Origin of the sequence: Streptomyces sp. NPDC006385 (assembly GCF_040612485.1) — a bacterium.
In the GTDB taxonomy this organism is placed as follows: Bacteria; Actinomycetota; Actinomycetes; order Streptomycetales; family Streptomycetaceae; genus Streptomyces.
This window is the reverse complement of sequence record NZ_JBEXQG010000075.1, coordinates 14,239-37,972: the sequence shown is the minus strand read 5'-3', so window position 1 is coordinate 37,972 and position 23,734 is coordinate 14,239. Positions and strand designations below refer to the sequence as shown.

Here is a 23,734-nt window from a genome sequence, read left to right as displayed (position 1 = left end):
AGGCGGCCGCGAGCGATCGAAATCGTCCCAGGTGGCAAACCCCTCCGGCGGCGGCGATACGACGTACCCCAACACCTCGCACCAGAAACGAGCGACGCGCCCGGGCTCTGCGCAGTCGAAGGTGACTTGGAACTGCTTGATCGACGCCATCGGGCCACCATAGTGGCGCGTGCTGTTCACCAGACATCGCTTCGCGGCCGATGACCCGACACAGCAGCGGTGCGTCCCCGCACAGGTGACGACGGCCTTGTAGGCCGCCCACGCTGCGGCAGCGCCACTCGGCGTCAGTCAGATCGGTCGGATCAGTCAGATCAGTCAGATCAGTCGTTCGGCGTGGCGGGCGCTGCCGTGCTGGAGCGTGCGGTTCGCGGTCCATGCAGGGTGCCGGCCACGAGGGCGAGGAAGGGGACGGCCGCGAGGACGATACTGACGGTCGCGCTTCCGCCGGTGACGAGGGTGAAGTTGGCCAGCACGAGCCACAGGCCGGCCAGCAGGCCGAGGACGGCGAGCGCGGGCGCGATGCGCGTCTGCCAGGTCTTGCCCGGGGCGAGGCCGGGGTTGCGGGCGAAGAAGACCAGGACCGCGACGGAGGTGGTGAGCATCAGGATGACCATGCCCACGGTGGAGACGCCGGCCATGGAGCCGAACACCCCGATGAGTGGGTCGAGTTGGAGCAGGGCGCAGCCTGCCACCAGGACCAGTGCGGTGACGCTCTGCACCACCGAGGACGTGGCCGGCGAGTGGTGGCGGGGGTGGACCGTCCCCAGGCGGGCGGGCAGGAGGTTCTGGCGGGCGAGGGTGAAGGTGTAGCGGGCGATGACGTTGTGGAAGGACAGGACGCAGGCGAAGAGGCTGCTGAGCAGCAGCACCTGCATGACGTCGCGCAGGGCGGTGCCGACGTACGCCTGGGCGGTGTCCATGAGCATGTTGCCCTGTCCGTCGACCGTCCGCTGTGCCACGGCCGCGGCGTCGCCGGTTCCCGCGGCGAGCACCAGGGCCCAGCAGGAGAGGGTGTAGAAGCCGCCGATGATCAGCACGGCCAGGTAAGTGGCCCGGGGGATCGTCCGGTCGGGGTTGCGTGCCTCGTCGCGGAAGACCGCGGTGGCCTCGAAGCCGATGAAACCGGTGAGGGCGAAGAGCACGGCGATACCCAAAGGCCCGGACAGGGCGGCGTGCGGGGTGAACGATTCCCCGGTGATGCCGTGGGCCCCGCCGTGGGCGAAGATGACGGCGTCCAGGACGACCACCACGGCGATCTCCAGGACGAGGGCGACGCCGAGCACCTTGGAGCTCAGTTCGATGTGGCGGTAGCCGAGGTACGCCACGACGCCGGCCGTGGCGAGTGCCCAGGCCCACCACGGCAGCGAGAAGCCGATGCCGAAGCCGTGCAGCGCCTCGTTGACGGCCCAGCCCAGGTACCCGTACACGCCGACCTGGATGGCGGTGTAGGCGACGAGCGCCACGGCCGCCGTGCCCACGCCCATGCGGCCGCCCAGTCCACGGGTGGCGTAGGCGTAGAAGGCGCCGGCCTGCGGGACGTGAGGCGTCATGGTGACGAAGCCGACGGCGAAGACGAGCAGGATGAGGGAAGCGAGGGCGAAGCCGACGGGGGCCCCCGCCCCCGGTCCGCCGGCGATGGCGAGGGGCACGTTGCCGCCGACGACGGTCAGCGGAGCGGCGGCCGCGATCACCATGAACACGATGGAACCGGTGCCGAGCCGACCGTCGAGATTGCTCGGCGTTCTCTGTGCGGTGGAGCTCTGGGGCGTGGAGTTGGTCAGCATGCGCGGTCCTCGGGGACGGAGGCGTACAGGTCTGGGCGGCGGTCGAGCAGGTAGGGGTTGTCCTTGCGGGCCCGGGCGACGACGGCCGGGTCGACGGTGGCGGAGAGAAGCCGGTTGCCGTGCCGGACCGAGTCCAGGACCTCGCCGGACGGAGCGGTGAGGGAGCTGCGGCCGACGTAGGTCAGGGAGCCCTCGGTGCCGTCGTGGTTGACGTAGGCGATGTAGACCTGGTTCTCCCAGGCCCGCACCCGCAGCAGGTGGTCGGCGACGAAGGCGTACGGCTCCATCTGGGCGGTCGGTACGGCGATGAGGTCGGCGCCCGCCAGGGCCGCCGCGCGCACGTTCTCCGGGAACTCGACGTCGTAGCAGATGAGCAGGGCGATACGGATCCCGCCGAAGTCGACCACGGTGGTCAGCCGGTCGCCGGCGGTGAAGTACCGGCGGTCCAGTTCGCCGAAGAGGTGCGTCTTGCGATGGCGCCCGAGGACCGTGCCGGTGGGATCGACGAAAAAGGCGCTGTTGTAGCAGGCGCCGTCCTCGTGTTCCGGGAGTCCGGCGACGAGGGCGAGGCCGTGGCGCCGGGCGAGGTCCCTGACGGGCGACAGCAGGTCGGTGCGCGCCAGCTCGATCACGCGGTCACCGATGTCGTAGCCGGTGAGAAACAGCTCTGAGGTGATGAGCAGTTCGGTGCCCGAGGCGCGGGCCCGCGCGCAGGCCGCGTCCAGCTCTCGCAGGTTGGCCTCGACGTCGCCCGGTGTTCCTGCGGTCTGCAGTCCAGAGATCCTCATCAGTGCCCTCGAATCGGTACTGTCCATGCGGAAGAGGCTTGTTCCGGACAGTACGGGGGGAATTTCAGCCATGGAAACATGCTCACTTTGAGCATGTAAAGGGGTGTGGGTGTAACGGATCCGCGCACCGTGCCAGGTCGCAGCCGCCGAACCGGGCTGTCGTAAGGCGCGGCTAGGCTGCCCGTATGGCAATCCAGACCCGTGACAGCGCCGCGCGTGCGCTGAGCCGTGGACCGCTGGCGGCGATCCGCCGCACCAGTGCGATCGACACGGTGCGGGCACGGATCTCCCTGGCCGTCGACCTGGGCCTACTCGCTCCGGGAGAGCGGCTGCCCAACGTCCCGGCCACCGCCGCCGCGCTGGGCGTCGCGGAGATCACCGTCCGCCGCGCCTTCGGTGCACTGGAACGCGAGGGCGTCGTCGAGCGCCGGCCCGGGCGCAACGGGGGCACCTTCATCGCCGCGCAGCCGCCGCGGGGCGCCGTGGCCGAGGCCGCCGCCTACCACGAGGACAGCGATCGCGTGCACCGGCTGATCGACGAGCGGGTCGTGTTGGAGGCGGGCTTCGCGCACCTCGCCGCCAATCGGATCGACGACACCGCACTCGACCACCTCGACACCGCGATCAGGGACATGGACACCGCAACCACGTGGGCCGACTTCCACGAGGCGGACATCCGGTTCCACGCGACGATCGCGCACAGTGCCGGCCTGCCGAGCGCCACGGCGCTGTACGAACAGGTCACCGGTGAGCTGTACTGCTACTTCCTGCCGTACTCCATGAGCTACCTGCGTATCAGCAACCAGCAGCACGAGCAGATCAGATCGGCGCTCGGCGCACGGGACGCCGCCCTGGCGGCCCGCTTGCTGAGCGCGCACGTCGGCGAACTGCACCGGACGATGTACGTCGGCCTGAGCGACGAAGCGGCGGAGGCCTGAGCTGACATCCGGCCGCCACGTCGGACTGCGCCCTCTTCCGCCGCCGCCGCGAGCACGATCTGATCGCCGAGTGCCAGGACCGGCTGCGCGGAAAGGTCCGTGAACGTGACGGCCCTGCGCCCGAACCCACGGCACTGTGACGGTGGGAAGTCGGCCCCGGCCGCAAACGGCAACGGCAACGGCAACGGCAACGGCAACGGCACAGCGTGGCCGTATTGAAGCTCTGTCTTATGGGCGCGCGGCACCAGGTCAGCCGGTCGGCGCGGGCGGCAGGCTCTCGCTATGGAAGATGCGCTGGATGTCGTCCTTCCCGGGATACTCCCGACAGCCGGAGCCGGCGCGACCCGAAGGACGCACCAGACCGAGCGACTCGTGATGCCGGAGCCACGCGGGCACTGACCCCTGAGTGGGCGCGCTCAGGGGATCCGGAGTCGTGGCCGGCAAGCAGGACAAGAGAGCGTACGCTTTTCCAGGCACCCTCGCCGCGATCCGGCTATGGCTGTGTTCATGACCCGCCGGACGCCCCAAGGTGGTCGGACCGTCGGGGTGGTAGGCAGACGCCCAGCGGTGAGAGGAAGGCGGCGGCCGCGGGTGACGGGGTGAGCCGGCTCCATATGAGGCGCTCCACCCGTATCGGCCCGTTGGTGATCGGCACACACCGCAGTCCGCGCAGTTCGGCGGTGAACGTCGCGGGCAGCAGGGCGATGCCCAATCCATGGCGGACCATCTGGACCATGAGCTCAACGCCGGACACCTCGAAGGCGACTTCGCGGCGCAGGCCGACCGCCGCGAACGCCTGGTCCGACTGGGCGCGGGCGGCGCTGCCGTCGGCGAAGTCCACGAACACCTCGTCGGCGAGGGAGCGGAGGTCCACCTCGTCCTCGGTGGCCAGCGGGTGGTCCGGGGCGACCACCGCGACATGCCGCCCGTGGGCAAGCTCCTTGTCACGGACGCCCTGCGGCCGGAATCCGGGCGGCACGCCCAGGAATGCCGCGTCCAGTCTGCCCTCGCGCACGTGCTCGACGAGCCGCTCGCTGGAGCCCGCCCGGAGACTGATCCGTACGTGCGGGTAGCGCCGGCGGTAGTCCCGGAGCATGGCGGGAAGGTCGACAGCCGCCACGGTGGGGATCGATCCGACGGTCAGTTTGCCCCGTATCTCGCCGGTGGCCGCCGCCACTTCCGCCCGGGCCCGCTCGGCGGCCTCCAGGGCCTGGCGGGCGGCGGGCAGGAACGCTTCCCCAGCGGCGGTCAGCCGCACCCGGCGGCTGGTCCGATCGAACAGGCGGGCGCCCAACTCCTTCTCCAACCGGGCCACTTGGTGACTGAGTGCCGACTGGACGATGTGGCACCGCTCGGCGGCGCGGGTGAAGCTGGCGGTCTCCGCCACCGCGAGGACGTAACGCATCTGCTGAAGATCCACTGATCCATCGTGAAACACGATGGATCAGATGACCAACATGCGTTGGACCAATGAGTGTCCGCTCGGCGATGCTCCTACCGGGGGCAGGCCACGGCAGCCGGCGACCAGCCGCCGCGCCGCGGACCGGCGAGGTCCGGAGCCACCGGCCCCTTCGTACCGCCACCCGCGCCCCGAGCGCCCCGACCCCGCGGAGAAACCCATGCGCGTGATCGCCTTCGACCACCTCGTCCTCAACGTCGCCGACATCGAGCGTTCGCTCGCCTTCTACACCGGCCCACTGGGCCTGCAGCCGGTGCGGGTGGAGGAGTGGCGGGCCGGCAAGGCCCCCTTCCCGTCCGTGCGGGTGAGTCCCACCACCATCATCGACCTCGTCAAGGCGCCCACCGAGCAGCCGGCGGGCTCCAACGTGGACCACATCTGCCTGGTGGTCGAGCCGCTCGACTGGCAACAGGTCATCGATTCCGGCGTCTTCACGGTGCTGGACGGCCCCGGCGAACGCTTTGGCGCCCAGGGCACCGCTGTCTCCCTCTATGTGCAGGATCCGGACGGCAACACCGTGGAACTGCGCTGGTATCCGCAGGACGCATGAGAATTCCGAGCCCGGCCGGCACGAGCCGAGTGCGCACCGGCTCGGCACCGGCTATGGCCAGAACGGCATTCCACTGCTCGCCGCTGGGGATCCAGGAAGCTTCAGCAGCCTCCGCACCGGTCCCGCTGCAGGAAGTTGCCAGGAAGTCGTGGACGAACCTCGCCGACACCAGACATCGTTGGAGCGTCGCTTTCGACAACCCTGTACCGGAGTCCAGAGCCACGACGTTGCCACCCCGGCGACTCGGCCGTGAACCCAACTCGCATACCCCCCACCTCGATGAGCGCGTGCAAGGATGTCGCCCGTGACCGGATCGTCTTCCTCACTCGTCGCCGAAAGCACGCCTCGCGACCACGGCCTGGGTCCCCGTGCCGCCGCCCTGCTTGTGTTCGGATCCTCGGCCGCGGTCCTGGTGGTCGAGATCGTCGCTTTGCGGCTGCTGGCTCCCTACCTCGGCCTCACCCTCGAGACCAGCACCATGGTGATCGGCATCGCCCTCACGGCGATCGCCGTCGGCTCCTGGCTGGGTGGGCGCATCGCCGACCAGGTCAATCCACGCCGGCTCATCGGCCCGTCGCTCGGGGTATCGGGAGCGGTCGTGGCGCTCACCCCCGCGGTGCTGCGCACCACCGCTGAGTGGGCGCCGGTGATGCTCTTGTTGATCGCGTCGCTGACCATCCTCGTGCCGGGCGCGCTGCTCTCCGCGGTGACGCCGATCGTGACCAAGTTGCGTCTCACCAGCCTCGCCGAGACCGGAACGGTCGTCGGCCGACTGTCCGGCGTAGGCACCGTCGGCGCCATCGTCGGCACCGTCCTCACCGGCTTCGTCCTCGTATCGCGCTTGCCGGTCAGCGGCATACTGATCGGCCTCGGATCACTGCTGGTGGTCGCCTCGGCGCTGGTCGAGTGGCGAACGCGCGGGTGGAGCGGCACTCCTGCCCTGACACTCGTGGTCGTTGCCGGCGGCCTCGCCACCACGGTCGCGCCCGGTGGCTGCGACACGGAGACCAAGTACCACTGCGCACGGGTCGTCGCAGATCCCGACCGGGGCAGCGGCCGCACACTCGTTCTGGACGGCTTGCGGCACTCCTACGTCGACATGGACGACCCGACGTACCTGGAGTTCGAGTACGTGCGTGCCATCGCGTCGGTGGTCGATGCCGCCTTTCCCGAAGGTGAGCCACTTGTCGCCCACCACCTGGGCGGCGGCGGGCTCACCTTTCCCCGTTACCTCGCGGCCACGCGGCCCGGCACGCGCAGCGTTGTGTCCGAGATCGACAGCGGGGTCGTGCGCATCAACCGCGACCGACTCGGTCTGAGATCAGTAGCCGGTGTCGATGTGCGCGCCGAGGACGGCAGGCTGGGCCTGCGGCGACTGGACGCCGGCAGTCGTGACCTCGTCGTCGGCGACGCCTTCGGGGGCGTCAGCGTGCCGTGGCACCTCACTACGGTGGAAGCGATGACCGACATACGGCGGGTGCTCAACGAGGACGGCCTGTACGTCGCCAACCTCATCGATCACGGCGGTATGGCCTTCGCACGTGCCGAAGTAGCCACGCTCAGCGAGACCTTCGAGCACGTCGCCGTCGTCGGCGAACCTGCTGATATCGGCCTCGATCCGACCGCCGCCTCTGAGGGCGGCAATCTGGTGGTGCTCGCCTCCAACCGACCAGTCGACCTACGCGCGACCCAGGAAGCGCTGGACGCCCGGCAAACCGGCTGGAAGATCGCCACCGGTGACGACATCACTTCCTGGACCGGCGATGCCCAACTGCTCACCGACGACTACGCACCCGTCGACCAGCTCCTCCAGCCCTACAGCCCACAGAGCGGTCAGTGACACGACACGACACGCGTCCAGGGCCCTGCGGACGCGTCTGAACAAGCCGCCCCGTCGGCGCTCGCGCAGGTCGTCGGCGGTTGCTGAGCAGGGTGATCGCCCGACAGTCGGCGTGGGGATTCCGTGTTTCCGCTGCTGGAGTGTGCGGAGGATTCATACGCTCTCATGATCCCCCTGAAGTGACGGCCGTGGATGACGTGCTGGAGCGCATCGCCGCACAGCGGGGCCGAAGCGGAGGCGGCCGAGACGTCCGGGCCCGCGGGGGAGGCAGGCGGCCACCCCCGAGCGGGTTGGTGCCGTCAGAGCTGCTGCGCCGGGGGCAAGGAGAGGTAGAGGCGGGTGCCTTGGGGGCGGTAGCCAGCCCGTTCGTAGACGCGCCTGGATCCCTCTCCGGAGTACTCCAGCCAGACCGACCCGGCTCCGCGGGCAAACATCGCTCCGGTCAGCGCGGCGGTCACCGCGGTGGCGATGCCGCGGCCACGGTGGGCGGGGCGGGTACCGACGCCGGACAGCTCTGCGGTGTCTTCGGCTGGCGGGGAGCACGACGCGCCGCCGGCGCAGCCGCCCTGCGGGTGGCGGACGAAGCGCACTGCTCCGCCGCGCTGTTGGGTGCGGCGCAGACGGGCCGCACCCTGCGCGGAGGCGACGAAGGCGCCACCGAATGCCTCGGCCAGTGCGGCATCGAGTGCGGCGTACTCTTCGTCGGTGGTCGGGGTCTCCACTCGCAGGGCATCGTCGGGCTGAGGGATTGTCAGCGTGTGGGGAGTGCAGAGGAGGTATTCGTGCACCGCCTCGATGGCGAAGCCCGCCGCCCGCAGCGCCGGTGCCACGCTGGGTGCGGCCTGCGGTGCGAACTCCACCCGGGGCAGCAGGCCACGCTCCCGGAAGATCCCGATCAATGCCGCGACGTCTTGCTCGGTCGGCTCGGAGCCGGGCAGCGGAGTCGCGTAATTGAGGTACGGGTTGTCGGTATCGGGGCTGAGGCCCGCGACAAAGCCGCCGGTCTCGACGACCACGGGGCGGCGGCGGAGGTTGGTAACAGTAAAGCTCTGGACCTGGATGTCCATGGTGGGTGTTGACCTCACGAAATCTCAGTGGGAGCCACTGGCGAACTCGGGGAGTTCGGGGCACGGGAGAGTTGCGATGCGCAAGGCACCGCGTCGTGGGGCCGCCGTAGGGGACAGCGTGGCAGGCTGAGGCTGCTGTAGAGCGGGCGCTCAGCGCCGACGGCGGCCGCTGGGGGACGCCGAGAACATTGGCTTCGTTCCTCACCGTGAATATGCCTGCAAGGTTGCAGAACGCGTCACACTGTTCCACGACCGACCGGTGCGGACAAGCAATTTTCTGAAAAGCAGGCCAGGGACGGACTATGTCATCCAGCTAGCGAATTGCGTCGGCCGGCATCAGCGGCTCGATCCTGCTCCACATCGCGTCAGTGATCACTAAGACGTTGTCCTATGTGGTGAAGCGGACGAGGCACCTGTAGCAGCACAGGGCGGCAGCGAGTCCGAGAAAGGCCAGATAGTTGCGGGGATTGCGCTCGTAGCGGGGAATGAGTCGGCGGTAGCCGGAGAGCCAGGAATTGGTCCGCTCGATGACCCATCTTCGCCAGCACACAGCCCGCGAGGCCGGCGTCGGTTCGGCGCGCCTGCAGGTCCACAACATGTCCGCCCTGACGAGCGTGCGCTACGACCCCAACTCCCGGACGTATGGCGACCGCAAGCGCGCCGAGGGCGAACGCCATTCCCAGGCCGTAATCGCCCTCGCCCGGCGCAGAGTGAATGTCTTGTGGGCCCTGATCCGGGACGGTCGCCCCTACGAAGTCGCCGCGCCTCAGCCCACCGGTCAGTCCGGGTGATCGTCCGACCGCCACAGCCAGCGAAGGGCATCGGGAAGCAGGACACCGCCGTGGTTGGGGCTGTGGCCGCCATCGCCCAGGACAAGGCGGAAGTCGTAGCGGGCTTCAGCCAGCGCGGCCGCGACGCGCAGGTTGTTGGCGAGCCAGTTCGCCTCGGGCTCGTTCCAGCGCAGGTCACGATGGCCCGCTTGCATGAAGATGCGCAGCGGCTTGCGAGGGACACGCGGAATGAGTTCGGGGTATGGGTTGCCGCCTGGCATCTGCGTGAAGCTGGACAAGTACCCGATCACCCGACGGAATTTGTCCGGGCGTAGCCAGGCTGCGGTAAAGGCGCAGTTCCCGCCGCTACTGCCACCACAGATGCCCCACCGGTCGGGCTCCTCGGCGATCGAGTAGTGCTTCATGACCTCAGGGATGATCTCCGTCAGGAGAAAGCTGACGTACCGATCGTCGTAGGCGTCGTACTCGGTATTGCGGTTCTTCGAATCCTCAGCATCCGGGAAGACACCTGGGTCGACGAACACGCCGATGGTGACCGGGATGTCACCGCGGTCGACGAGATTGTCCAGAACGATCGCGCCGCGGACCTCCCCTTCAGGGTCCAGGTACCACCATCCGTCCTGGAACACCATCAGCGACGCCGGCTCCGAGGGGTCGTACCTCGCGGGCACATGCACCCAGAACTTCCGTGACGTTCCTGGGTAGATCGTGCTGTCGCTCCAGTCGAACTCGATCGTCTCGCCAGCCCGTACGCCAGACTGCACGGCGGAGTCGGGGCCATGGGCGTAACGCACGTCCGACTGGTGAATCGAAAGCGGCTGGTAGGGCACCTCGATCGTCACGCGGGCCAACCTAGGAGAGAGCACGAGCAGTCTCAACGGGGTTTATGACTGCCGCCACACGCTTGACTTCTCCATGGGGAAGGAAACCACTGAAATCCGAGTTCAACGGAGCGTAATCAGCACCGGACCAAGCACAGCACCGTCAAATGACCCCTGATTTCGCGTCCCGGACAGCGCTCCCTTCGTCCCCCCTGCGGGCCCGTCAGTCACGGTCCAACCGGCGCACATGGTGGGCGCGCGCATAGCCGCACCCCGAACTATGTTGTCCCGCCACATGTGCGCCTGACCTGGCACGTTTCTACGTACCCCGACACGTACCCGTCCGTCCCCACCGCACACGAGGAAGTGGCGCACATGACCTCCGGAACCACCGCTCCCCCGCCGTGGGGGCATCAACCAGTTGTCTGGCGGATGCCCCACGCATGCGCGGATATGGCGTCAGGCCACCTCGACCACCGCCACGAACTCGAGGGGCAAGTTGAGCTCGGTCTGCATTGCGAAGACGGCATCCATCAGTGACCTCAGGCGCTCGGGAGCGTCAGGCATGACATGATCCTGACGGCTCCGACCATCGAGCCCTGTACGTGGCACTCACGCGTGCGCGTCTTCGCACGGTGGCACTCTGACTCGCGGCGGTGGTCCAGATATCCCTCGATCGGAACGCTTCCTCGCCTTCGTCGGCATAACCCCAGCCCTCATCTGCAACCAGCGACTCGCCCTCGCCACTGGGACTGCACGGTAGGACTGCACAACCTGGTCGGCTGACCGGCGAGGTCGGCCAGGAGGCTCCCTGCCCGATCCTGTGCAGCCCTTCCGGTTGAACGCGCAGAACGGCCCGCGAGACCGGTAGAGCCGCTCCGCGTCCACAGGCGGGTCGGTTGCAGCAGTCGCAGCCGGGACGGCAGCCGCACGCATCGGACTCGGCACCGGCTGACGACACGGCCGCGGCGGGGCGGACGCCTGTGCGATCACCACGCCGAGCGGATCCCCCGGAGATCGCAGACGCGATCCTCCCGGCAACCCTTGACCAGCACAAACCAGTCCCCGAGTTACGCAGCGTGACGGCGGTCGGCAGATTCACCGGCCGCCTCCGGGAAGAACTGAGCGGCCGTTGCCGCCCGGGCTCGGAGGTGCCCACCGCTCGGGGACAGGACCAGCCCGGCAGTGCGATCCGGTCCGGTGGTCGAACGCGGCGAACAGCGTCGCCGGGCCGTGGGAAGCTCTCACCCACGAGATGCTCCCAGGTCAGCCGCCACCTCTTCTCATTTCCGCCGTCCACGGACCGCCTGTCGCGATCCGCATACGAGCAGAATCTGCTTATGAGGGACAATGGAAGCGTGGGGCCGCGCACACGCCGCCCTCGCCGCACGCCGACCAGGAGTCGACCGTCTTGCCCGAGCGCACCTCGTACGCCGCCCACCCCGACCTGCAAGCCGACTGCGGCGGCTGCTTCGGTTTGTGCTGCGTGGCGCTGCCCTTCTCACGTTCGTCGGACTTCCCGGTGAACAAGTCCGCCGGCACGCCCTGCGGAAACCTCCAGGAGGACTTCCGCTGCGGAATCCACGAGCGGCTGCGCGACAAGGGCTACAGCGGCTGCACGGTATTCGACTGCTTCGGCGCGGGCCAGAAGGTCTCCCAGGTCACCTTCAAGGGCGTCAGCTGGCGCGAGGAGCCGGACTCGGCCCGCGCGATGTACGAAGTCTTCCCCGTCATGCGCCAGCTCCAGGAGCTCCTGAAGTACACCGCGCAGGCCTTGGACCTGCCCTCGGCCCGGCCCGTCCACCGGGACCTCCGCCGCGCGTACGAACAGATCGACGCGCTCACCCGGGACACGGCCCAGACCTTGCTCGCTGTCGACGTGGACGCGCTGCGCGGCGAAGTGAACCCACTGCTCCTGCGCGCCAGCGAACTGGCCCGCGCGGCGGTCCCGGGGCGTAAGAAGAACCACCGGGGCGCCAACCTCATCGGCTCGCGGCTTCGCGGCGCGAAGCTGCGCGGCGCCAGCATGCGCGGCGCCCTCCTCATCGCGGCCGACCTGTCCGACGCCGACCTGCGCGACGCCGACCTGATCGGCGCGGACATGAGGGACACCAACCTGTGCGGGGCAGACCTGCGCGGCGCGATGTTCCTCACCCAGCCTCAGCTGAACGCCGCGCGGGGCGACGCCCGCACGAAGGTCCCCCACCCCTTGAAGCGCCCGTCACACTGGGCGGCCTGAAGCGCGTTGCAGAAGGCCGCGGCGTCTGGGCGGGTTCTGGAGCCGGTCCGGTCACGCGGCGAGAGCAAGGTCGCGCGTGTGGGCGACGGTTTGGACGGCACGGTGAGGGCCGGTGCCGCTCTGTCGTCAGTCGCGGAGGATCTTGTGGTGTTTCACGCGGAAGGCATGCCCCACACGGGCCCTGATCTCGCGGTGTCCGACATCGTCCCTCGCCGGCAACAGGGGCCATCCGGGGACTGACGTCCTCGCGATGCGCAGTCAGGCCGGAGTTCCGCCGGGCCTCCGCGTCCGCGGTGGTGCCGGAGACCGGACGCGCCGCAGAGATCACCGGTTTGGTGTCGGTGCCGATGATGACCTGCACGTTCGCCAAGTGCCGGTAATTTCTTAGCCTCAGGTGTCTGTCCCCCGCCCGGCCCCGCCAGGTACTCCCCTGCTTCCATCCTCGTCCGGCCGGTGCCGCTGGTACCCGGCCGCACTACTGTGATCTGCGAACTCTTATCCAGCCGGGGCCGATGGCAGAGGCGGTGGTTCCATCGCTATCCGCACCCCTTGGGGTTCTGGGTGGTCACCCGGTACGAGGACGTGTTCGGCCTGCTGCGCTCGGGCGCATCGGTCGAACTGCGCAATGTCGACTCCAGCGGGTTGGAGAGCCTGCGCCAGAAGGACGAGTCGCGCAAGACGCCGCTCATCGACGGCTTCTCGATGATCGACCGGGACGCCCCGGACCACACCCGGCTGCGGCGCCTGGTGCAAAAAGGCGTTCACGGCGAAGTCGATCCAGGCGCTCGCACCGCGCATCGGCGAGCTCGTCGACGGCATGCTCGACCGGATCGCCGAGGAGGGCGGCGCGGACCTGGTGCCCGCGCTCACATCGCCGCTGCCGTTCACGGTGATCGCGGACATGCTGGGCGCCCCGACCACCGACCACGAGCGGATCCGGGAGCTGAGCGGCACGATCGTCCGCTCCCTGGAGCCCGTCGCCGACCCCGCCGTCATGCAGGAGATCGAGAACGCGGACGGTCTTCACCATCTCCGAGAACTACCCCACGTCTCGCCGCCGGACTCGATAACCGGGCCCTCCACCGCTCACGCGGCTCGGACATCGAGCCGGCTCGGGTGTTGGCCCGGGCGGACGGCGCGATGCTATCTGGCTGGGCTGACAGGCCAAGACAGCAGTGAGTGGGTGGTTCGTGAGTCTTTGAGTGGATCTGCTGTCGCCTGATGGTGTGTTTTCCCCAACGACCAATAGACGGCGAAGGCACGCAAGCGGCCGGCTGCAGGGCAGACACCTGCCGGCCTGCGGGAGGCCTACGATGCCCAGGCCGCTCACCTCAACGAGAGTAGGAACCTGAACGTCCGAGCGTACGTCCTCGACTGCACCACCACAGATCACGGACCAAGATCCGGACCAGGTGCGGACAACTCGGCTCAGCAGCAGACGATTGCACCCTTTTCTGCAGGTCAGAGGGGACGGTGAGCGTGTACCACCAGCAGACGAAGAACCTCCTGCCGCACCCAGACGCAGCGCCTTGCCCGTGCCGACGGCGGCTGAGCAGCAAGGCCGGACTCGGTCTCTCAGTCCGGTCACCTGCCACGCAACGACTCTGAGTGGATCAATCCCAGATGCCCGATTTCAACGGAGCGTAGTCAGCACCTAACCAGCACGGGAGTCAGCACCGCACCGTCAAATCACCCTGAACTACACGTCCCGGACGGCACTCGTTTCGACCACCATCGATCCCCTGAACCGCCTTTCCACGAGCCAGCATGGTGGCCGCACGCATAGCCAACCCTCGAACTATGTTGCCCCGCCACATGTGCGCCTGACCTGCGGATTCCTACGGTGTGGCGACACGCAAACGTCCCCGTCACACCCCAGGAAGTGGTGCCGATGTCGTCGCCCGCAACCGCTCCACCGGCCCCGAACAACCTCAAGCGCATCGTCGCCGCGTCCCTCATCGGCACCACCATCGAGTGGTACGACTTCTTCCTCTACGGCTCCGCCGCCGCCCTCGTCTTCAACAAGCTGTTCTTCCCTGACTCGGACCCGCTCGTCGGCACCCTCTTGTCGTTCCTGACGTATGCCGTCGGATTCGCCGCCCGGCCGCTGGGCGCCCTCGTCTTCGGGCATTACGGTGACCGGCTCGGACGCAAGAAGCTGCTGGTGCTGAGCCTGTTGCTGATGGGCGGGGCGACCTTCGCGATCGGGTTGCTGCCGACGCACGCGACCATCGGATCCGCCGCGCCCGTGCTGTTGACCGTGCTGCGTCTGGTGCAGGGCTTCGCGCTCGGCGGTGAGTGGGGCGGCGCCGTGCTGCTGGTGTCCGAGCACGGGGACGCGCGGCGGCGCGGCTTCTGGGCGTCGTGGCCACAAACCGGTGCGCCCGCGGGGCAGCTGTTGGCGACCGGCGTACTGTCCCTGCTGACGGCGCTCCTGTCGGAGAGCGCCTTCGGCACCTGGGGCTGGCGGATCCCGTTCCTGCTCTCCGGCGTGCTCGTGATCGTCGGTCTGTGGATTCGTCTCTCTGTCGATGAATCGCCCGTCTTCCGGCAGGCGTTGGCGCAGGCCGAGGCCCGCAAGGCGGCGCACACGACCGACGCCGAGCGGATGCCGTTGGTCTCCGTGCTGCGACACCACTGGCGTGACGTCCTGGTGGCCATGGGCGCGCGCATGGCGGAGAACATCAGTTACTACGTCATCACCGCGTTCATCCTCGTCTACGCCACCACCTCCGCCGGCGTCTCCAAGCAGACCGCCCTCAACGCCGTACTGATCGCCTCCGCCGTGCACTTCGCGGTCATTCCGGTCTGGGGCGCGTTGTCCGACCGCATCGGCCGCCGCCCCGTCTACCTGCTGGGCGCTGTCGGCGTCGGGCTGTGGATGTTCCCGTTCTTCTGGCTCGTCGACACCGGCGGCTTCGGCAACCTGATCCTCGCCGTCACCGTCGGCCTGGTGCTGCACGGCGCCATGTACGCACCCCAAGCCGCCTTCTTCTCCGAGATGTTCGCGACCCGGATGCGCTACTCCGGCGCCTCGATCGGCGCCCAGTTCGCCTCGGTCGCGGCAGGCGCCCCCGCGCCACTCATCGCCACGGCACTGCTGTCCGACTACGGCAGCTCCACCCCGATCGCCTTGTACGTCATCGCCGCGGCACTCCTCACGGTGATCGCGGTGGGCGCAGCCAAGGAGACCCGCCACCGGGACTTGGCCGACATCGAGCCCTCGGCGGGGATGGAGCTCGCGGCAGCCCGAGCGGCGGACGCGCACAACGTCTGACCTCCGGTCCCTCCAGGTCCTGTGCAACCGGCCCCTGTACGCCCCGCGTACAGGGGTCAGCGCTGCCCCGAGGCCGACAACCGGTGGAGCCGCAGGGCCAGTTGGATCTCCAGGACCCGCGCGGGGCTCTGCCAGTCGTCGCCGAGGAGGCGGCCGACGCGCTCCAGGCGCTGGGCGACCGTGTTCACGTGGACGTGCAGTTCGTCCTTGGTGCGGGCGGGGCTCATCCCACAGGCGAAGTAGGCGTCGAGGGTGCGCAGCAGGTCGGTGCCGCGCCGTTCGTCGTACGCGACGACCTGGCCGATCGTACGGTCGACGAAGCCCGCGATGTCCCGGTCGCCCGCCAGCAGTAGCCCCAGGAAGCCGAAGTCCTCGGCAGCGGCGCCGTCTCCGCAGCGGCCCAGCAGCCGCAGGGCCTCGAGGCAGCGCCGGCCTTCCTCGTAGGCGGCGGCCACGGCGTCCGGGTGGGCGGACAGGTGCTCGACCGGCGCGGAGGAGCCGACGGTGACGGCCTCGTGGACGGCCGTGCCGAGGTGACGGGCGGTGCGGCGCGCCAGGGCGGTGGCGGTGTCGCCCGGTTCGAGAGGCAGGAGCAGCACCGTGCCGCCGTCGCGGGCGGCGGCCAGGCCGTGTCTGGTCGCGGCGAGGTGGGACGCGGCGGACCACAGGCGCCGGCGGGCGTCCGCCTCCTGTTCGGCGTCGGCCGCCGCGGCGTCGAGACGGGCGGCGAGCACGACGTGGGTGGCGTCGAGGTCGGCGTCCAGCCGTGCGGCACGCTCGCGCAGCAGCCGCGGGTCGCGGTCGCGGGCGTCGAGCAGGTCGTCCAACAGCTCGCCCCGGACGCGCTGTTCCGCCTCGGCGGCGGAGCGTCGGGCGAGGAGCAGGAGGGACGTGACCATCGCCGCCCGCTCCAGGGTGCGCTGGTCGACGGGGTCGAGGCCGGGGTGACCGCGCAGCACGAGTGCTCCGAGCAGTTCGCCGCCCGCGGACACCGCGGCGATCCAGTCGTCGTCGTGCCGTACCGCGTGGCCCTCGGCACGCGAGGCGTCCAGTGCCTGAGCCGGTGCGACGGCGGCATCGGCGAACTCGACCTGGCCGCCGAGGACTTCGGAGACCGCGGCGGCCACGTCGTGCACTCCTCCGCCGCGCAGCACGAGTTCGGCGAGCCGGTCGTGCACCTCCGAGGCTCGTTCGATGACTCCGCTGCGGTCCTGGATGATCTCGTTGGCGCGCTCCAGGTCGGCGAGAGCCGAGCGGGTCTCCGTGAGCAGGTTCGCGGTGTCGATGGCGGCCGCGGCGAGGGCGGCGAAGGAGCCGAGCAGCGCGATCTGCTCCCGCTCGAAGACCCGGGCACGCCGGTCCGCGGCGAACAGGACCCCGATCACGTGGTGTCCCAGCGTCAGGGGCACTCCCAGGATGGCGACGAGCCCCTCGTCGCGCACGCCGGCGTCGATGGCGAGGGTGTGCTGGAAGCGGTCGTCCCTGAAGTAGTCGTCGGTGACATAGGGGCGGGCCGTCTGCGCGACGAGGCCGCCGAGGCCCTCGCCCATCCCGAGCCGCAGTTGCTGGAACCGGGCGGCGACCGAGCCCTCGGTCACCCGCATGTAGGTGTCGCCCCTGGCCGGGTCGTTCAGGCTGAGATAGGCGACGTCCGTGCCCAGCAGTGAGCGGGCGCGCTGCACGATCGCCTGCAGTACGGAGTCCAGGTCCCGAAGGCCGGCCAGGTCGTGGGCCGTCTCGAAGAGGGCCGACAGCTCGGCCTCCCGCCTGCGCCGCCCTTCCAGCTCGGAGCGCACGCGCAGCGCGAGCAGCTTGGCCTGTTCGAGGGCGACGATCCGCTCGGTCGGTCTGCCCTCGGCGCGGGCGAGCAGCACCGGCTGCTCGTAGGCGTCGGCGGACGCGCCCCGGGCCAGCAGTTCGAGGAACGGTGTCTCGACGCTGCTCAGGGGCGCTCCTGCGGTGGTGGCGGAACGCTCGGCGGGGTGCACGTGATCGCGGGACATGCTCACAGGATTGCTCATCGCACCGTCACCCCGTCAGCCCTGTGGACAACTCGGAAGTCGGCAGGATGTTCGATGATCAGGCGTGTCAGTGCGCTGTCCAGCCACCGTCGAGCACGAGTGACGTGCCGGTCACGAAGGACGCGTGCGGAGTGCACAGGTAGGCCACGGCCTCGGCGACCTCCTCCGGTTCGATGAGCCGCTTGACCGCGCTGTCCTGAAGCAGCACCTCGCTCAGCACCCGCTCCTCGGGGATGCCGTGCGCCCGAGCCTGGTCGGCGAGCTGCTTCTCGACCAGTGGTGTGCGCACATAGGCGGGGTTCACACAGTTCGAGGTGACCCCATGGGATGCACCCTCCAGGGCGGCGGTCTTGGAGAGTCCCTCCAGACCATGTTTGGCGGCCACATACGCCGACTTGAAGGCCGAGGCCCGCAGCCCATGGACCGAGGACACATTGACGATCCGGCCCCAGCCCTGCCCGTACATATGGGGTAGGGCACCGCGGATGAGCCGGAAGGGCGCCTCCAGCATCACGGTCAGCACTGTGTGGAAGACATCCGGCGGGAACTCCTCGATGGGGCGCACCAGTTGCAGCCCCGCGTTGTTGACGAGGATGTCGGTGCCGGCGGCGACGAGTTCGGCGGCGTCCAGGTCGGTGAGGTCGAGGACGTGCGGTTCGACGGTGCCCGCGAGGGTCCGCGCCGTCTCGGAGACCGCCTGCAGGCCCTCGGCGTCCCGGTCGACCGCTCTCACCTTGGCCCCCGCGGCCGCGAGCCGCAGCACACAGGAGCGGCCGATGCCACCGGCCGCACCGGTGACGAGGGCGGTGCGGCCGCCGAGGTCGAGCGAGGAGAGCGAGGACGCGCCTGGAGCCGGGCGCATGCTGGGCGGGGTCATGGCTCGACCCTAGGCAGCACCCTCGCGAGGCCACATATGGTCACAGCCCATACTTCAGTCAGAACTCATGGGCTCGAACCACGTGGGTTCATCGGACAGCGCCTGCTTGATCCGGAACAGCTGACGTTCGTCCATCACGGGCAACGCGTCCACCTCGAACCAGCCGACCTGCAGGGACTCGTCGTCGTTCACACGCGCCTCGCCGCCGACGGCCCGGCAGCGGAAGGTGATGTCCATGAACTGGCACATGTCGCCGTTGGGATAGGTGACCTCACGGCCGGACCTGACCAGGACCACCCGCTCGGCGACGCATCGGACACCCGTCTCCTCGTACACCTCGCGCACGGCGCAGGCCGCGGGCTGCTCGCCCGGGTCCGGGATGCCGTTGACCACCGTCCACTTACGGTTGTCCGCGCGCTGCCCCAGCAGGACCCGCCCCTCGTCGTCGAAGACGACGGCGCTGACCCCGGGAAGCCACAGCAGTTGGTGACCGGCGGAGGCCCGGATCGTACGAATGAAGTCAGGAGTAGCCATGGCCCCGACCCTAACCGGCCGGAGGCAGCGCCCCTAGCCACTTCCGGGGGCCTGGAACGTCGTAGGGCCAGATGATGTCATCGATGGGTGGCGGGCCGTCCCTGGCCGGCGGGTCGTGCGGCGCCATTGACGAGGACGGTGCCGTGACCGGCGCGGCGCGCGGGCCAGGCGTGACCGGCGCGGCGTGCGCGGGCTAGGCGTGACCGGCGCGGCGTGCGCGGACGCCGGCTCCGATCGCCCAGCCGAGACCGCCCGCGGCGACCAGCACCAGGGCGATCTCGGGCAGGATGCCGAGCCGCGTCGCGGGCGTCTCGGTGGAGCGCAGCGGCACCTTCTGGACCAGCGAGTCCGCCACGAACATGCCCGTCTTCTGCGTGATGGTCCCGTCCGGCATGATGATCGCGCTGACGCCGCTGGTCACCGGAACGGTGACGGTCCGGCTGTGCTCGACGGCACGGACGCGGGACATGGCGAGCTGCTGGTAGGTCATCTCGCTGCGGTCGAAGGTGGCGTTGTTGCTGGGCACCGAGATCATCTGCGCCCCGTCGGTGACCTCGGAGCGCACCGTCCAGTCGAAGGCCGCCTCGTAGCAGGTGACGAGGCCGACCTTGGCGCCGTCCATGGTGAACACACCCGGCTCGCTGCCCCGGCTGAAGTCCTGGCGGACCATCGACGTCCAGTTCTCGTTGATCGCCCCGACGAGCCAGCGCAGCGGCAGGTACTCGCCGAACGGCTGGATCTGCCGCTTGTCGTACGTGTCGACGGGCCCCTTCACCGGGTCCCACAGGATCTGCTCGTTGAGCAGCTTGCCGTCCCGCTCGACGACGCCGCCGACGGAGATGGGAACGCCGATGGCCTTGGCGGCCGCGTCGATGACGTCGCGGGCGTCGGCGTTGGCGAAGGGGTCGATGTCGGAGGAGTTCTCGGGCCACAGCACGAAGTCGGGCTTGGCGACCTTGCCCGCCTTGACCTCGGCGGCAAGGCGCTCGGTCTCACGCGCGTGGTAGTCCAGCACGGCTCGCCGCTGGGCGTTGAAGTCCAGCCCGGCGCGCGGCACGTTGCCCTGGATGACCGCGACGGTCGCTGTGCCGTCCTCCGCCTTGTCGCTGACCAGTGGCCGTGCGGCGACGGCACCCACGACCGGTGCGGCCACGCTCAGCAGGGCCACCGTCGCGGCGGACCGCTGTACGGCCCGGGTACGCCGTCCCTCCATGGCCAGGCGTACGACCTCGTAGAGACCGAAGCCGCACAGGACGACCGCGAAGCCGAGCACCGGTGTGCCGCCCACCGCGGCGAGCGGCAGGAAGATTCCGTCGGCCTGACCGAAGGCGATCTTGCCCCAGGGGAAGCCGTTGAACGGGGCACGCGCGCGTGCCGCCTCTCCGGCGATCCACAGCGCCGCCGCCCACACGGGCCACCCCGGCAGCTTCGACACAGCTGCGACCCCCGCGCCCACCAGCGCGACGAAGAGGGCCTCGATCGCGACCAGCGCCAGCCAGGGGCCGGGACCGACCTCCACTCCCGTCCACACCAGCAGCGGCAGCAGGAAGCCGAGGCCGAACAGATAACCGAGGCCGAGGCCCGCCTTCCAGCCACGTCCGCGCAACACCCAGCCGAATACGGCGAAGGCCGGCACGGCCAGCCACCACAGGGTGCGCGGCGGGAAGCTGACGTAGAGCAGCACTCCGGAGAGCGCCGCGGCGAGGGCCGGAACCAGGCGCACGAGCCGGGCCGCGCGCGAAGCGGGCGCGATCTGCGGCTGCACCTGGTCCGACTCGTCCACGGAAGTTGCGGTGACGGTCACTCCGGGAGTGTACGGCGGTGGACCTCGACGCCGACAGCGCGGTCCAGCGGCAGCGAGGCTCCCACGTGGGCGCGTGCGGTCCAGCGGGCCCACGTCGGTGCGAAGCCTTCGGCGAGCGATCCAGCCCCCCGGCACCGCCTCGGCGCGCATCGACCCTGCGGCACTCACCCGACGCATCGTTCCTGCACGACACGTCCACAAACCGTCCATCAGCGGTTACGGTATGCCGGAGCCCCAGTCGTACCGGCGGGTCAGGTCCGGGCGGCGGGGTCCGTCACAGGTCGGGGGACCGGGGTTCGGGGGGCGGGGTGGGTCTCACGAAGATGACGTCTGCGTCAGGTCCGGATGCGGACGGCGACAGACGAAACGTTTCTGATGCCGCGGGCGTGGTGGTACTGGGGGCCTGCGCCGCGTGGTCGCTGATCTCGGCTGCCGTGCATGACGGCCGCCCCGAGGGTGTGCTGCTCGCGATCCTCGCCGTGGCCGCCGGATACGCCGCGGGGCGGATCAGCGGGGCGCTGCTGCCGGTCGCCGCGCCCTGTGCGGGAGCTCTGGCCGGCGTGGCCCTGACGCTGAGCGTTCCGCATCTGTCTCCCGGGCCCCAGATCGTCGCCCCGCTGGGACACGCCGGGGCCACCGCCGCCGTACTGGCCCTCGCCGCCGGCGCTGCGTGCTGCGCCGCCTGGGCCGCCTCGGCGCCGGCCCTGCGGCTGGGGCTGCGCGCGCTGGCGGTCGCGATCGCGGTGACCGCTGCCGCGCTCGGCTCCACCATCGGCTTCGTCACCTGTACGGCCGTCGTGCTGTGCTCGCTCGCGGCCGGTCACGTCCGCAATCGCGGCGCGGGCATCGCCGCACTGGCCCTGACGGCGATCTCGATCACCGCCCTGACGTGGGCGGTCGCCGCGAGTGCGGTGCCGGGCGGATTCGCCCCCTGGCTGGAGAACCAGCTGACACCGCACCGGATCCAGCTGTGGCAGGACGCACTGCACCTGGCGAGCGAGGACCTCGCCCTGGGCGCGGGCCCGGGACGCTTCGGGGAGCTCAGTACGACCGCGACCGGGACGCTGCTCTCCGACGGCAAACCGCATTCGGCGCCCTTTCAGCAGGCGGCGGAACAGGGAGTCGTCGGTGTGCTGCTGTTGGCGGGGGCGTTCTGCTGGATGCTGTTCGCGCTGTGGCGCACCGCCCACCCCACCCCCGTAGCTCTCACCGCGGGCGCGGCACTGACGGCACTGGCGGCGATCGCCGCGGTCGGCAACGCGCTCAGCTTCACGGCGGTGTCGGTGGGCGCGGGCCTGCTGGCGGGACTGGCCACGGCTCGCCCGATCGCCGACGAGTCATCGGAGCGCGAGACCGACACACGCGCGCGTGGCGACCGATCGGCCCCATGACCCGGCGCAGGGCACAAGGAGCCGGTGCGCCGATCCCCACGGTCGCGGTCCGCGAACCCCTGATCCCGCTCCCCCGCAGCGACCAGCGGGCGCCGGACGCCCCGGACGTCAGTGCGCCGGGCCGGGCGCTCGTGTCCGCAGACGGTCCCTGATCACCCTTACGGCCGCCTCCGCGTCGTCCACGGTGATCGTGAACGTGTGGCCGTCCCACAGCCGCAGCACCAGGCCCTCGCCACGCCTTACGACCACAGCGGTGCCCTTCTCGGGCCGCCACCGGTAGCCCCAGCCGCCCCAGTGGCGCGGAGTGACGTGCGCGACGAAGTCGGCGCCCGCGACCTCGGACAGCGGAATGCGGCGGCGCGGCACACCGATGTGGCCGCAGCGCACCTCAAGGCACTCCTGGTCGACCCGCAGGGCGACATGCACGAACGCCAGGGTGCCGAAGAGGACCAGCAGTCCGGCGGCGATGCAGCCGACGACGGCCATGACGAGCGGTGCGACGCCGTCCGTCCACGGCGAGTCGACGGCTAGCTCGATACCGAGCGCCATGCATGCGGCGCCCACGAGCGCCAGCAGCCACTGGACCCGGTTGGTGGCCCGCCCGGTCCAGACATCGGGGAGCGGTTCCCTGCCGTGGGGGTGGTCCCTCATGTCTATGAGGTTACTCAGGTTTCGTCCCGCTGGTACCGCGCTGCGGAGAGTGACTGGGCCGACCGGGCCGCTGCGGACCGAGGAATTCCGTTGCCTGCCCCCATGTCACCGGGCGGGGCTGATCGCCTGGAGGAGGCGGCCTTCGTCGTAGGCGAGGGCGGGTTCCGGCAGAGCGCCCTCGCGACCGCTGAGGATCACCGTCAGGGTGCCGTCCGCCGCGGCCTCGGGCGTCGGCTGCTCGCCGAGGCGGCGCAGCGCCTGTGCGGCGACCGCTCCGGCGGAGCCGTGCAGGACGAGCGGCGGGAAGCCGGGGCGCTGGACGGCGGCGCGGATGCGCTCGGCGACGAGTTCGTAGTGCGTGCAGCCCAGGACGACGGTCGTCACATCCTTGGGGGTCAGCGCGGCGGCCGCGGCGACGGCTACCTCGATCGCCGTCTCGTCCGCGTGTTCGACCGCCTCGGCCAGGCCGAAGCACGGCACTTCAGTGACCGCCACGCCGTCGGCGAAGTCCTTGATGAGGTTCCGCTGGTAGGTACTGCCGGTGGTGGCGGGGGTGGCCCAGATCGCCACGTGGCCGCCGCCGGCCGCGGCAGGCTTGATCGCCGGGACCGTGCCGATGACCGGAATGCCGGGTTCGAAGCGGGCGCGCAAGGCGGGCAGGGCGTGCACGGTCGCGGTGTTGCAGCCGACGATCAGGGCCTCGGGGCGATACTCGGCTGCGGCCTCGGCTACGGCCAGTGCGCGCTGCGTGAGCTCCTCGGGCGTCCTGCGCCCCCAGGGCATGCCGTCGGGGTCGAGGGAGAGCACGAGATGTGCGTCGGGTCGCAACCGCCGTATCGCGGCGGTGGCCGCCAGCAAGCCGATTCCGGAGTCCATCAGCGCGATCTTCACCCGGCCACGAT

General features: G+C 70.0%; 20 protein-coding genes and 2 pseudogenes. 8 read left to right on the top strand and 14 right to left on the bottom strand.

Going from position 1 to position 23,734, the window contains the following annotated elements:
• The 3 genes from ABZ078_RS36885 to ABZ078_RS36875 form a co-directional block, all read right to left on the bottom strand.
• Nucleotides 1–150: VOC family protein (locus tag ABZ078_RS36885; protein ID WP_356582746.1), on the bottom strand; the 150-nt coding region annotated here is incomplete at its 3' end.
• A 170-nt stretch (nucleotides 151–320) separates the two neighbouring features.
• Nucleotides 321–1,784 (bottom strand): APC family permease, encoded by a 1,464-nt coding sequence (locus ABZ078_RS36880; protein ID WP_356582742.1) that lies wholly within the window; start codon nucleotides 1,782–1,784, stop codon nucleotides 321–323.
• The gene (locus ABZ078_RS36875) at nucleotides 1,778–2,572 is read right to left on the bottom strand and encodes a carbon-nitrogen hydrolase family protein (RefSeq protein ID WP_356582740.1); all 795 of its coding nucleotides are present in this window, start codon (nucleotides 2,570–2,572) and stop codon (nucleotides 1,778–1,780) included. The genes ABZ078_RS36880 and ABZ078_RS36875 overlap by 7 nt, the downstream gene beginning before the upstream one ends.
• Nucleotides 2,573–2,757: 185 nt before the next feature.
• On the opposite strand from ABZ078_RS36875, the gene ABZ078_RS36870 reads away from it, so the two are divergent.
• Nucleotides 2,758–3,510: an FCD domain-containing protein gene (locus ABZ078_RS36870; RefSeq protein ID WP_356582738.1), complete on the top strand. Its 753-nt coding sequence runs from the start codon at nucleotides 2,758–2,760 to the stop codon at nucleotides 3,508–3,510.
• Between the two features lie 505 nt (nucleotides 3,511–4,015).
• Here the strand turns inward: ABZ078_RS36870 and ABZ078_RS36865 are convergent.
• A complete protein-coding gene (locus tag ABZ078_RS36865) occupies nucleotides 4,016–4,930 on the bottom strand; it encodes a LysR family transcriptional regulator (protein ID WP_356582736.1) in 915 nt (304 codons plus the stop codon).
• Between the two features lie 199 nt (nucleotides 4,931–5,129).
• Here ABZ078_RS36865 and ABZ078_RS36860 point away from each other — a divergent pair, with 199 nt between their 5' ends.
• Both ABZ078_RS36860 and ABZ078_RS36855 read left to right on the top strand, forming a co-directional pair.
• On the top strand, nucleotides 5,130–5,519 hold the full coding sequence (locus ABZ078_RS36860) for a VOC family protein (RefSeq protein WP_356582734.1): 390 nt from the start codon (nucleotides 5,130–5,132) through the stop codon (nucleotides 5,517–5,519).
• Between the two features lie 295 nt (nucleotides 5,520–5,814).
• The gene (locus ABZ078_RS36855) at nucleotides 5,815–7,359 is read left to right on the top strand and encodes a fused MFS/spermidine synthase (RefSeq protein ID WP_356582732.1); all 1,545 of its coding nucleotides are present in this window, start codon (nucleotides 5,815–5,817) and stop codon (nucleotides 7,357–7,359) included.
• Between the two features lie 299 nt (nucleotides 7,360–7,658).
• On the opposite strand, the gene ABZ078_RS36850 is transcribed toward ABZ078_RS36855, so the two are convergent.
• Complete coding sequence (locus ABZ078_RS36850; RefSeq protein ID WP_356582730.1) at nucleotides 7,659–8,426, bottom strand: GNAT family N-acetyltransferase; 768 nt, start codon at nucleotides 8,424–8,426, stop codon at nucleotides 7,659–7,661.
• A gap of 388 nt (nucleotides 8,427–8,814) precedes the next feature.
• Nucleotides 8,815–8,967: pseudogene (locus ABZ078_RS36845) on the bottom strand (IS5/IS1182 family transposase); the annotation flags it as partial.
• Between the two features lie 55 nt (nucleotides 8,968–9,022).
• Between ABZ078_RS36845 and ABZ078_RS36840 the strand changes: the two are divergent.
• Nucleotides 9,023–9,217, top strand: a pseudogene (locus tag ABZ078_RS36840) (IS110 family transposase); the annotation flags it as partial.
• On the opposite strand, the gene ABZ078_RS36835 reads toward ABZ078_RS36840, so the two are convergent.
• Nucleotides 9,205–10,059 (bottom strand): alpha/beta hydrolase-fold protein, encoded by an 855-nt coding sequence (locus ABZ078_RS36835; protein ID WP_356582728.1) that lies wholly within the window; start codon nucleotides 10,057–10,059, stop codon nucleotides 9,205–9,207. The pseudogene ABZ078_RS36840 and the gene ABZ078_RS36835 sit on opposite strands and share 13 nt — an antisense overlap.
• Nucleotides 10,060–11,449: 1,390 nt before the next feature.
• Between ABZ078_RS36835 and ABZ078_RS36830 the strand changes: the two genes are divergently transcribed.
• Nucleotides 11,450–12,277, top strand: coding sequence for a pentapeptide repeat-containing protein (locus tag ABZ078_RS36830; protein WP_356582726.1), 828 nt, complete (start codon nucleotides 11,450–11,452; stop codon nucleotides 12,275–12,277).
• 536 nt (nucleotides 12,278–12,813) lie between these two features.
• On the opposite strand, the gene ABZ078_RS36825 is transcribed toward ABZ078_RS36830, so the two are convergent.
• On the bottom strand, nucleotides 12,814–12,966 hold the full coding sequence (locus tag ABZ078_RS36825) for a hypothetical protein (RefSeq protein WP_356582724.1): 153 nt from the start codon (nucleotides 12,964–12,966) through the stop codon (nucleotides 12,814–12,816).
• Nucleotides 12,967–13,094: 128 nt separating this feature from the next.
• Here ABZ078_RS36825 and ABZ078_RS36820 point away from each other — a divergent pair, with 128 nt between their 5' ends.
• Both ABZ078_RS36820 and ABZ078_RS36815 read left to right on the top strand, forming a co-directional pair.
• Complete coding sequence (locus ABZ078_RS36820; RefSeq protein WP_356582722.1) at nucleotides 13,095–13,499, top strand: hypothetical protein; 405 nt, start codon at nucleotides 13,095–13,097, stop codon at nucleotides 13,497–13,499.
• Between the two features lie 669 nt (nucleotides 13,500–14,168).
• On the top strand, nucleotides 14,169–15,554 hold the full coding sequence (locus ABZ078_RS36815; protein ID WP_356582720.1) for an MFS transporter: 1,386 nt from the start codon (nucleotides 14,169–14,171) through the stop codon (nucleotides 15,552–15,554).
• 56 nt (nucleotides 15,555–15,610) lie between these two features.
• Here the strand turns inward: ABZ078_RS36815 and ABZ078_RS36810 are convergent, their stop codons facing one another.
• From ABZ078_RS36810 to lnt, 4 genes are all read right to left on the bottom strand, one after another.
• Nucleotides 15,611–17,557: a GAF domain-containing protein gene (locus tag ABZ078_RS36810; protein ID WP_356582718.1), complete on the bottom strand. Its 1,947-nt coding sequence runs from the start codon at nucleotides 17,555–17,557 to the stop codon at nucleotides 15,611–15,613.
• Nucleotides 17,558–17,642: 85 nt separating this feature from the next.
• Nucleotides 17,643–18,452, bottom strand: coding sequence for a 3-hydroxybutyrate dehydrogenase (locus ABZ078_RS36805; RefSeq protein WP_356582717.1), 810 nt, complete (start codon nucleotides 18,450–18,452; stop codon nucleotides 17,643–17,645).
• Nucleotides 18,453–18,506: 54 nt separating this feature from the next.
• Complete coding sequence (locus ABZ078_RS36800) at nucleotides 18,507–18,986, bottom strand: NUDIX domain-containing protein (RefSeq protein ID WP_356582715.1); 480 nt, start codon at nucleotides 18,984–18,986, stop codon at nucleotides 18,507–18,509.
• Nucleotides 18,987–19,179: 193 nt separating this feature from the next.
• The gene (lnt, locus tag ABZ078_RS36795; RefSeq protein WP_356582713.1) at nucleotides 19,180–20,790 is read right to left on the bottom strand and encodes an apolipoprotein N-acyltransferase; all 1,611 of its coding nucleotides are present in this window, start codon (nucleotides 20,788–20,790) and stop codon (nucleotides 19,180–19,182) included.
• Between the two features lie 323 nt (nucleotides 20,791–21,113).
• On the opposite strand from lnt, the gene ABZ078_RS36790 reads away from it, so the two are divergent.
• Nucleotides 21,114–22,181 (top strand): hypothetical protein, encoded by a 1,068-nt coding sequence (locus ABZ078_RS36790; RefSeq protein ID WP_356582711.1) that lies wholly within the window; start codon nucleotides 21,114–21,116, stop codon nucleotides 22,179–22,181.
• Between the two features lie 108 nt (nucleotides 22,182–22,289).
• On the opposite strand, the gene ABZ078_RS36785 is transcribed toward ABZ078_RS36790, so the two are convergent.
• Nucleotides 22,290–22,832 carry a hypothetical protein gene (locus tag ABZ078_RS36785; RefSeq protein ID WP_356582709.1) on the bottom strand — a complete coding sequence of 181 codons (543 nt, stop codon included), beginning with the start codon at nucleotides 22,830–22,832 and terminating at the stop codon, nucleotides 22,290–22,292.
• 105 nt (nucleotides 22,833–22,937) lie between these two features.
• Nucleotides 22,938–23,723, bottom strand: a complete 786-nt coding sequence (locus tag ABZ078_RS36780; protein WP_356582707.1) for an aspartate/glutamate racemase family protein — start codon at nucleotides 23,721–23,723, stop codon at nucleotides 22,938–22,940.
• Nucleotides 23,724–23,734 lie beyond the last annotated feature (11 nt).

What these genes read in the sequence shown, in the direction of transcription:
- ABZ078_RS36820 (WP_356582722.1), top strand. Translation starts at nt 13,095, where the DNA reads ATGCTCGACCGGATCGCCGAGGAGGGCGGCGCGGACCTGGTGCCCGCG.
- ABZ078_RS36875 (WP_356582740.1), bottom strand. Translation starts at nt 2,572, where the DNA reads ATGAGGATCTCTGGACTGCAGACCGCAGGAACACCGGGCGACGTCGAG.
- ABZ078_RS36805 (WP_356582717.1), bottom strand. Translation starts at nt 18,452, where the DNA reads ATGACCCCGCCCAGCATGCGCCCGGCTCCAGGCGCGTCCTCGCTCTCC.
- ABZ078_RS36785 (WP_356582709.1), bottom strand. Translation starts at nt 22,832, where the DNA reads ATGAGGGACCACCCCCACGGCAGGGAACCGCTCCCCGATGTCTGGACC.
- ABZ078_RS36855 (WP_356582732.1), top strand. Translation starts at nt 5,815, where the DNA reads ATGTCGCCCGTGACCGGATCGTCTTCCTCACTCGTCGCCGAAAGCACG.
- ABZ078_RS36800 (WP_356582715.1), bottom strand. Translation starts at nt 18,986, where the DNA reads ATGGCTACTCCTGACTTCATTCGTACGATCCGGGCCTCCGCCGGTCAC.
- ABZ078_RS36825 (WP_356582724.1), bottom strand. Translation starts at nt 12,966, where the DNA reads ATGAGCGGCGTCTTGCGCGACTCGTCCTTCTGGCGCAGGCTCTCCAAC.
- ABZ078_RS36880 (WP_356582742.1), bottom strand. Translation starts at nt 1,784, where the DNA reads ATGCTGACCAACTCCACGCCCCAGAGCTCCACCGCACAGAGAACGCCG.
- ABZ078_RS36860 (WP_356582734.1), top strand. Translation starts at nt 5,130, where the DNA reads ATGCGCGTGATCGCCTTCGACCACCTCGTCCTCAACGTCGCCGACATC.
- ABZ078_RS36810 (WP_356582718.1), bottom strand. Translation starts at nt 17,557, where the DNA reads ATGTCCCGCGATCACGTGCACCCCGCCGAGCGTTCCGCCACCACCGCA.
- ABZ078_RS36850 (WP_356582730.1), bottom strand. Translation starts at nt 8,426, where the DNA reads ATGGACATCCAGGTCCAGAGCTTTACTGTTACCAACCTCCGCCGCCGC.
- ABZ078_RS36870 (WP_356582738.1), top strand. Translation starts at nt 2,758, where the DNA reads ATGGCAATCCAGACCCGTGACAGCGCCGCGCGTGCGCTGAGCCGTGGA.
- ABZ078_RS36815 (WP_356582720.1), top strand. Translation starts at nt 14,169, where the DNA reads ATGTCGTCGCCCGCAACCGCTCCACCGGCCCCGAACAACCTCAAGCGC.
- ABZ078_RS36790 (WP_356582711.1), top strand. Translation starts at nt 21,114, where the DNA reads ATGACGTCTGCGTCAGGTCCGGATGCGGACGGCGACAGACGAAACGTT.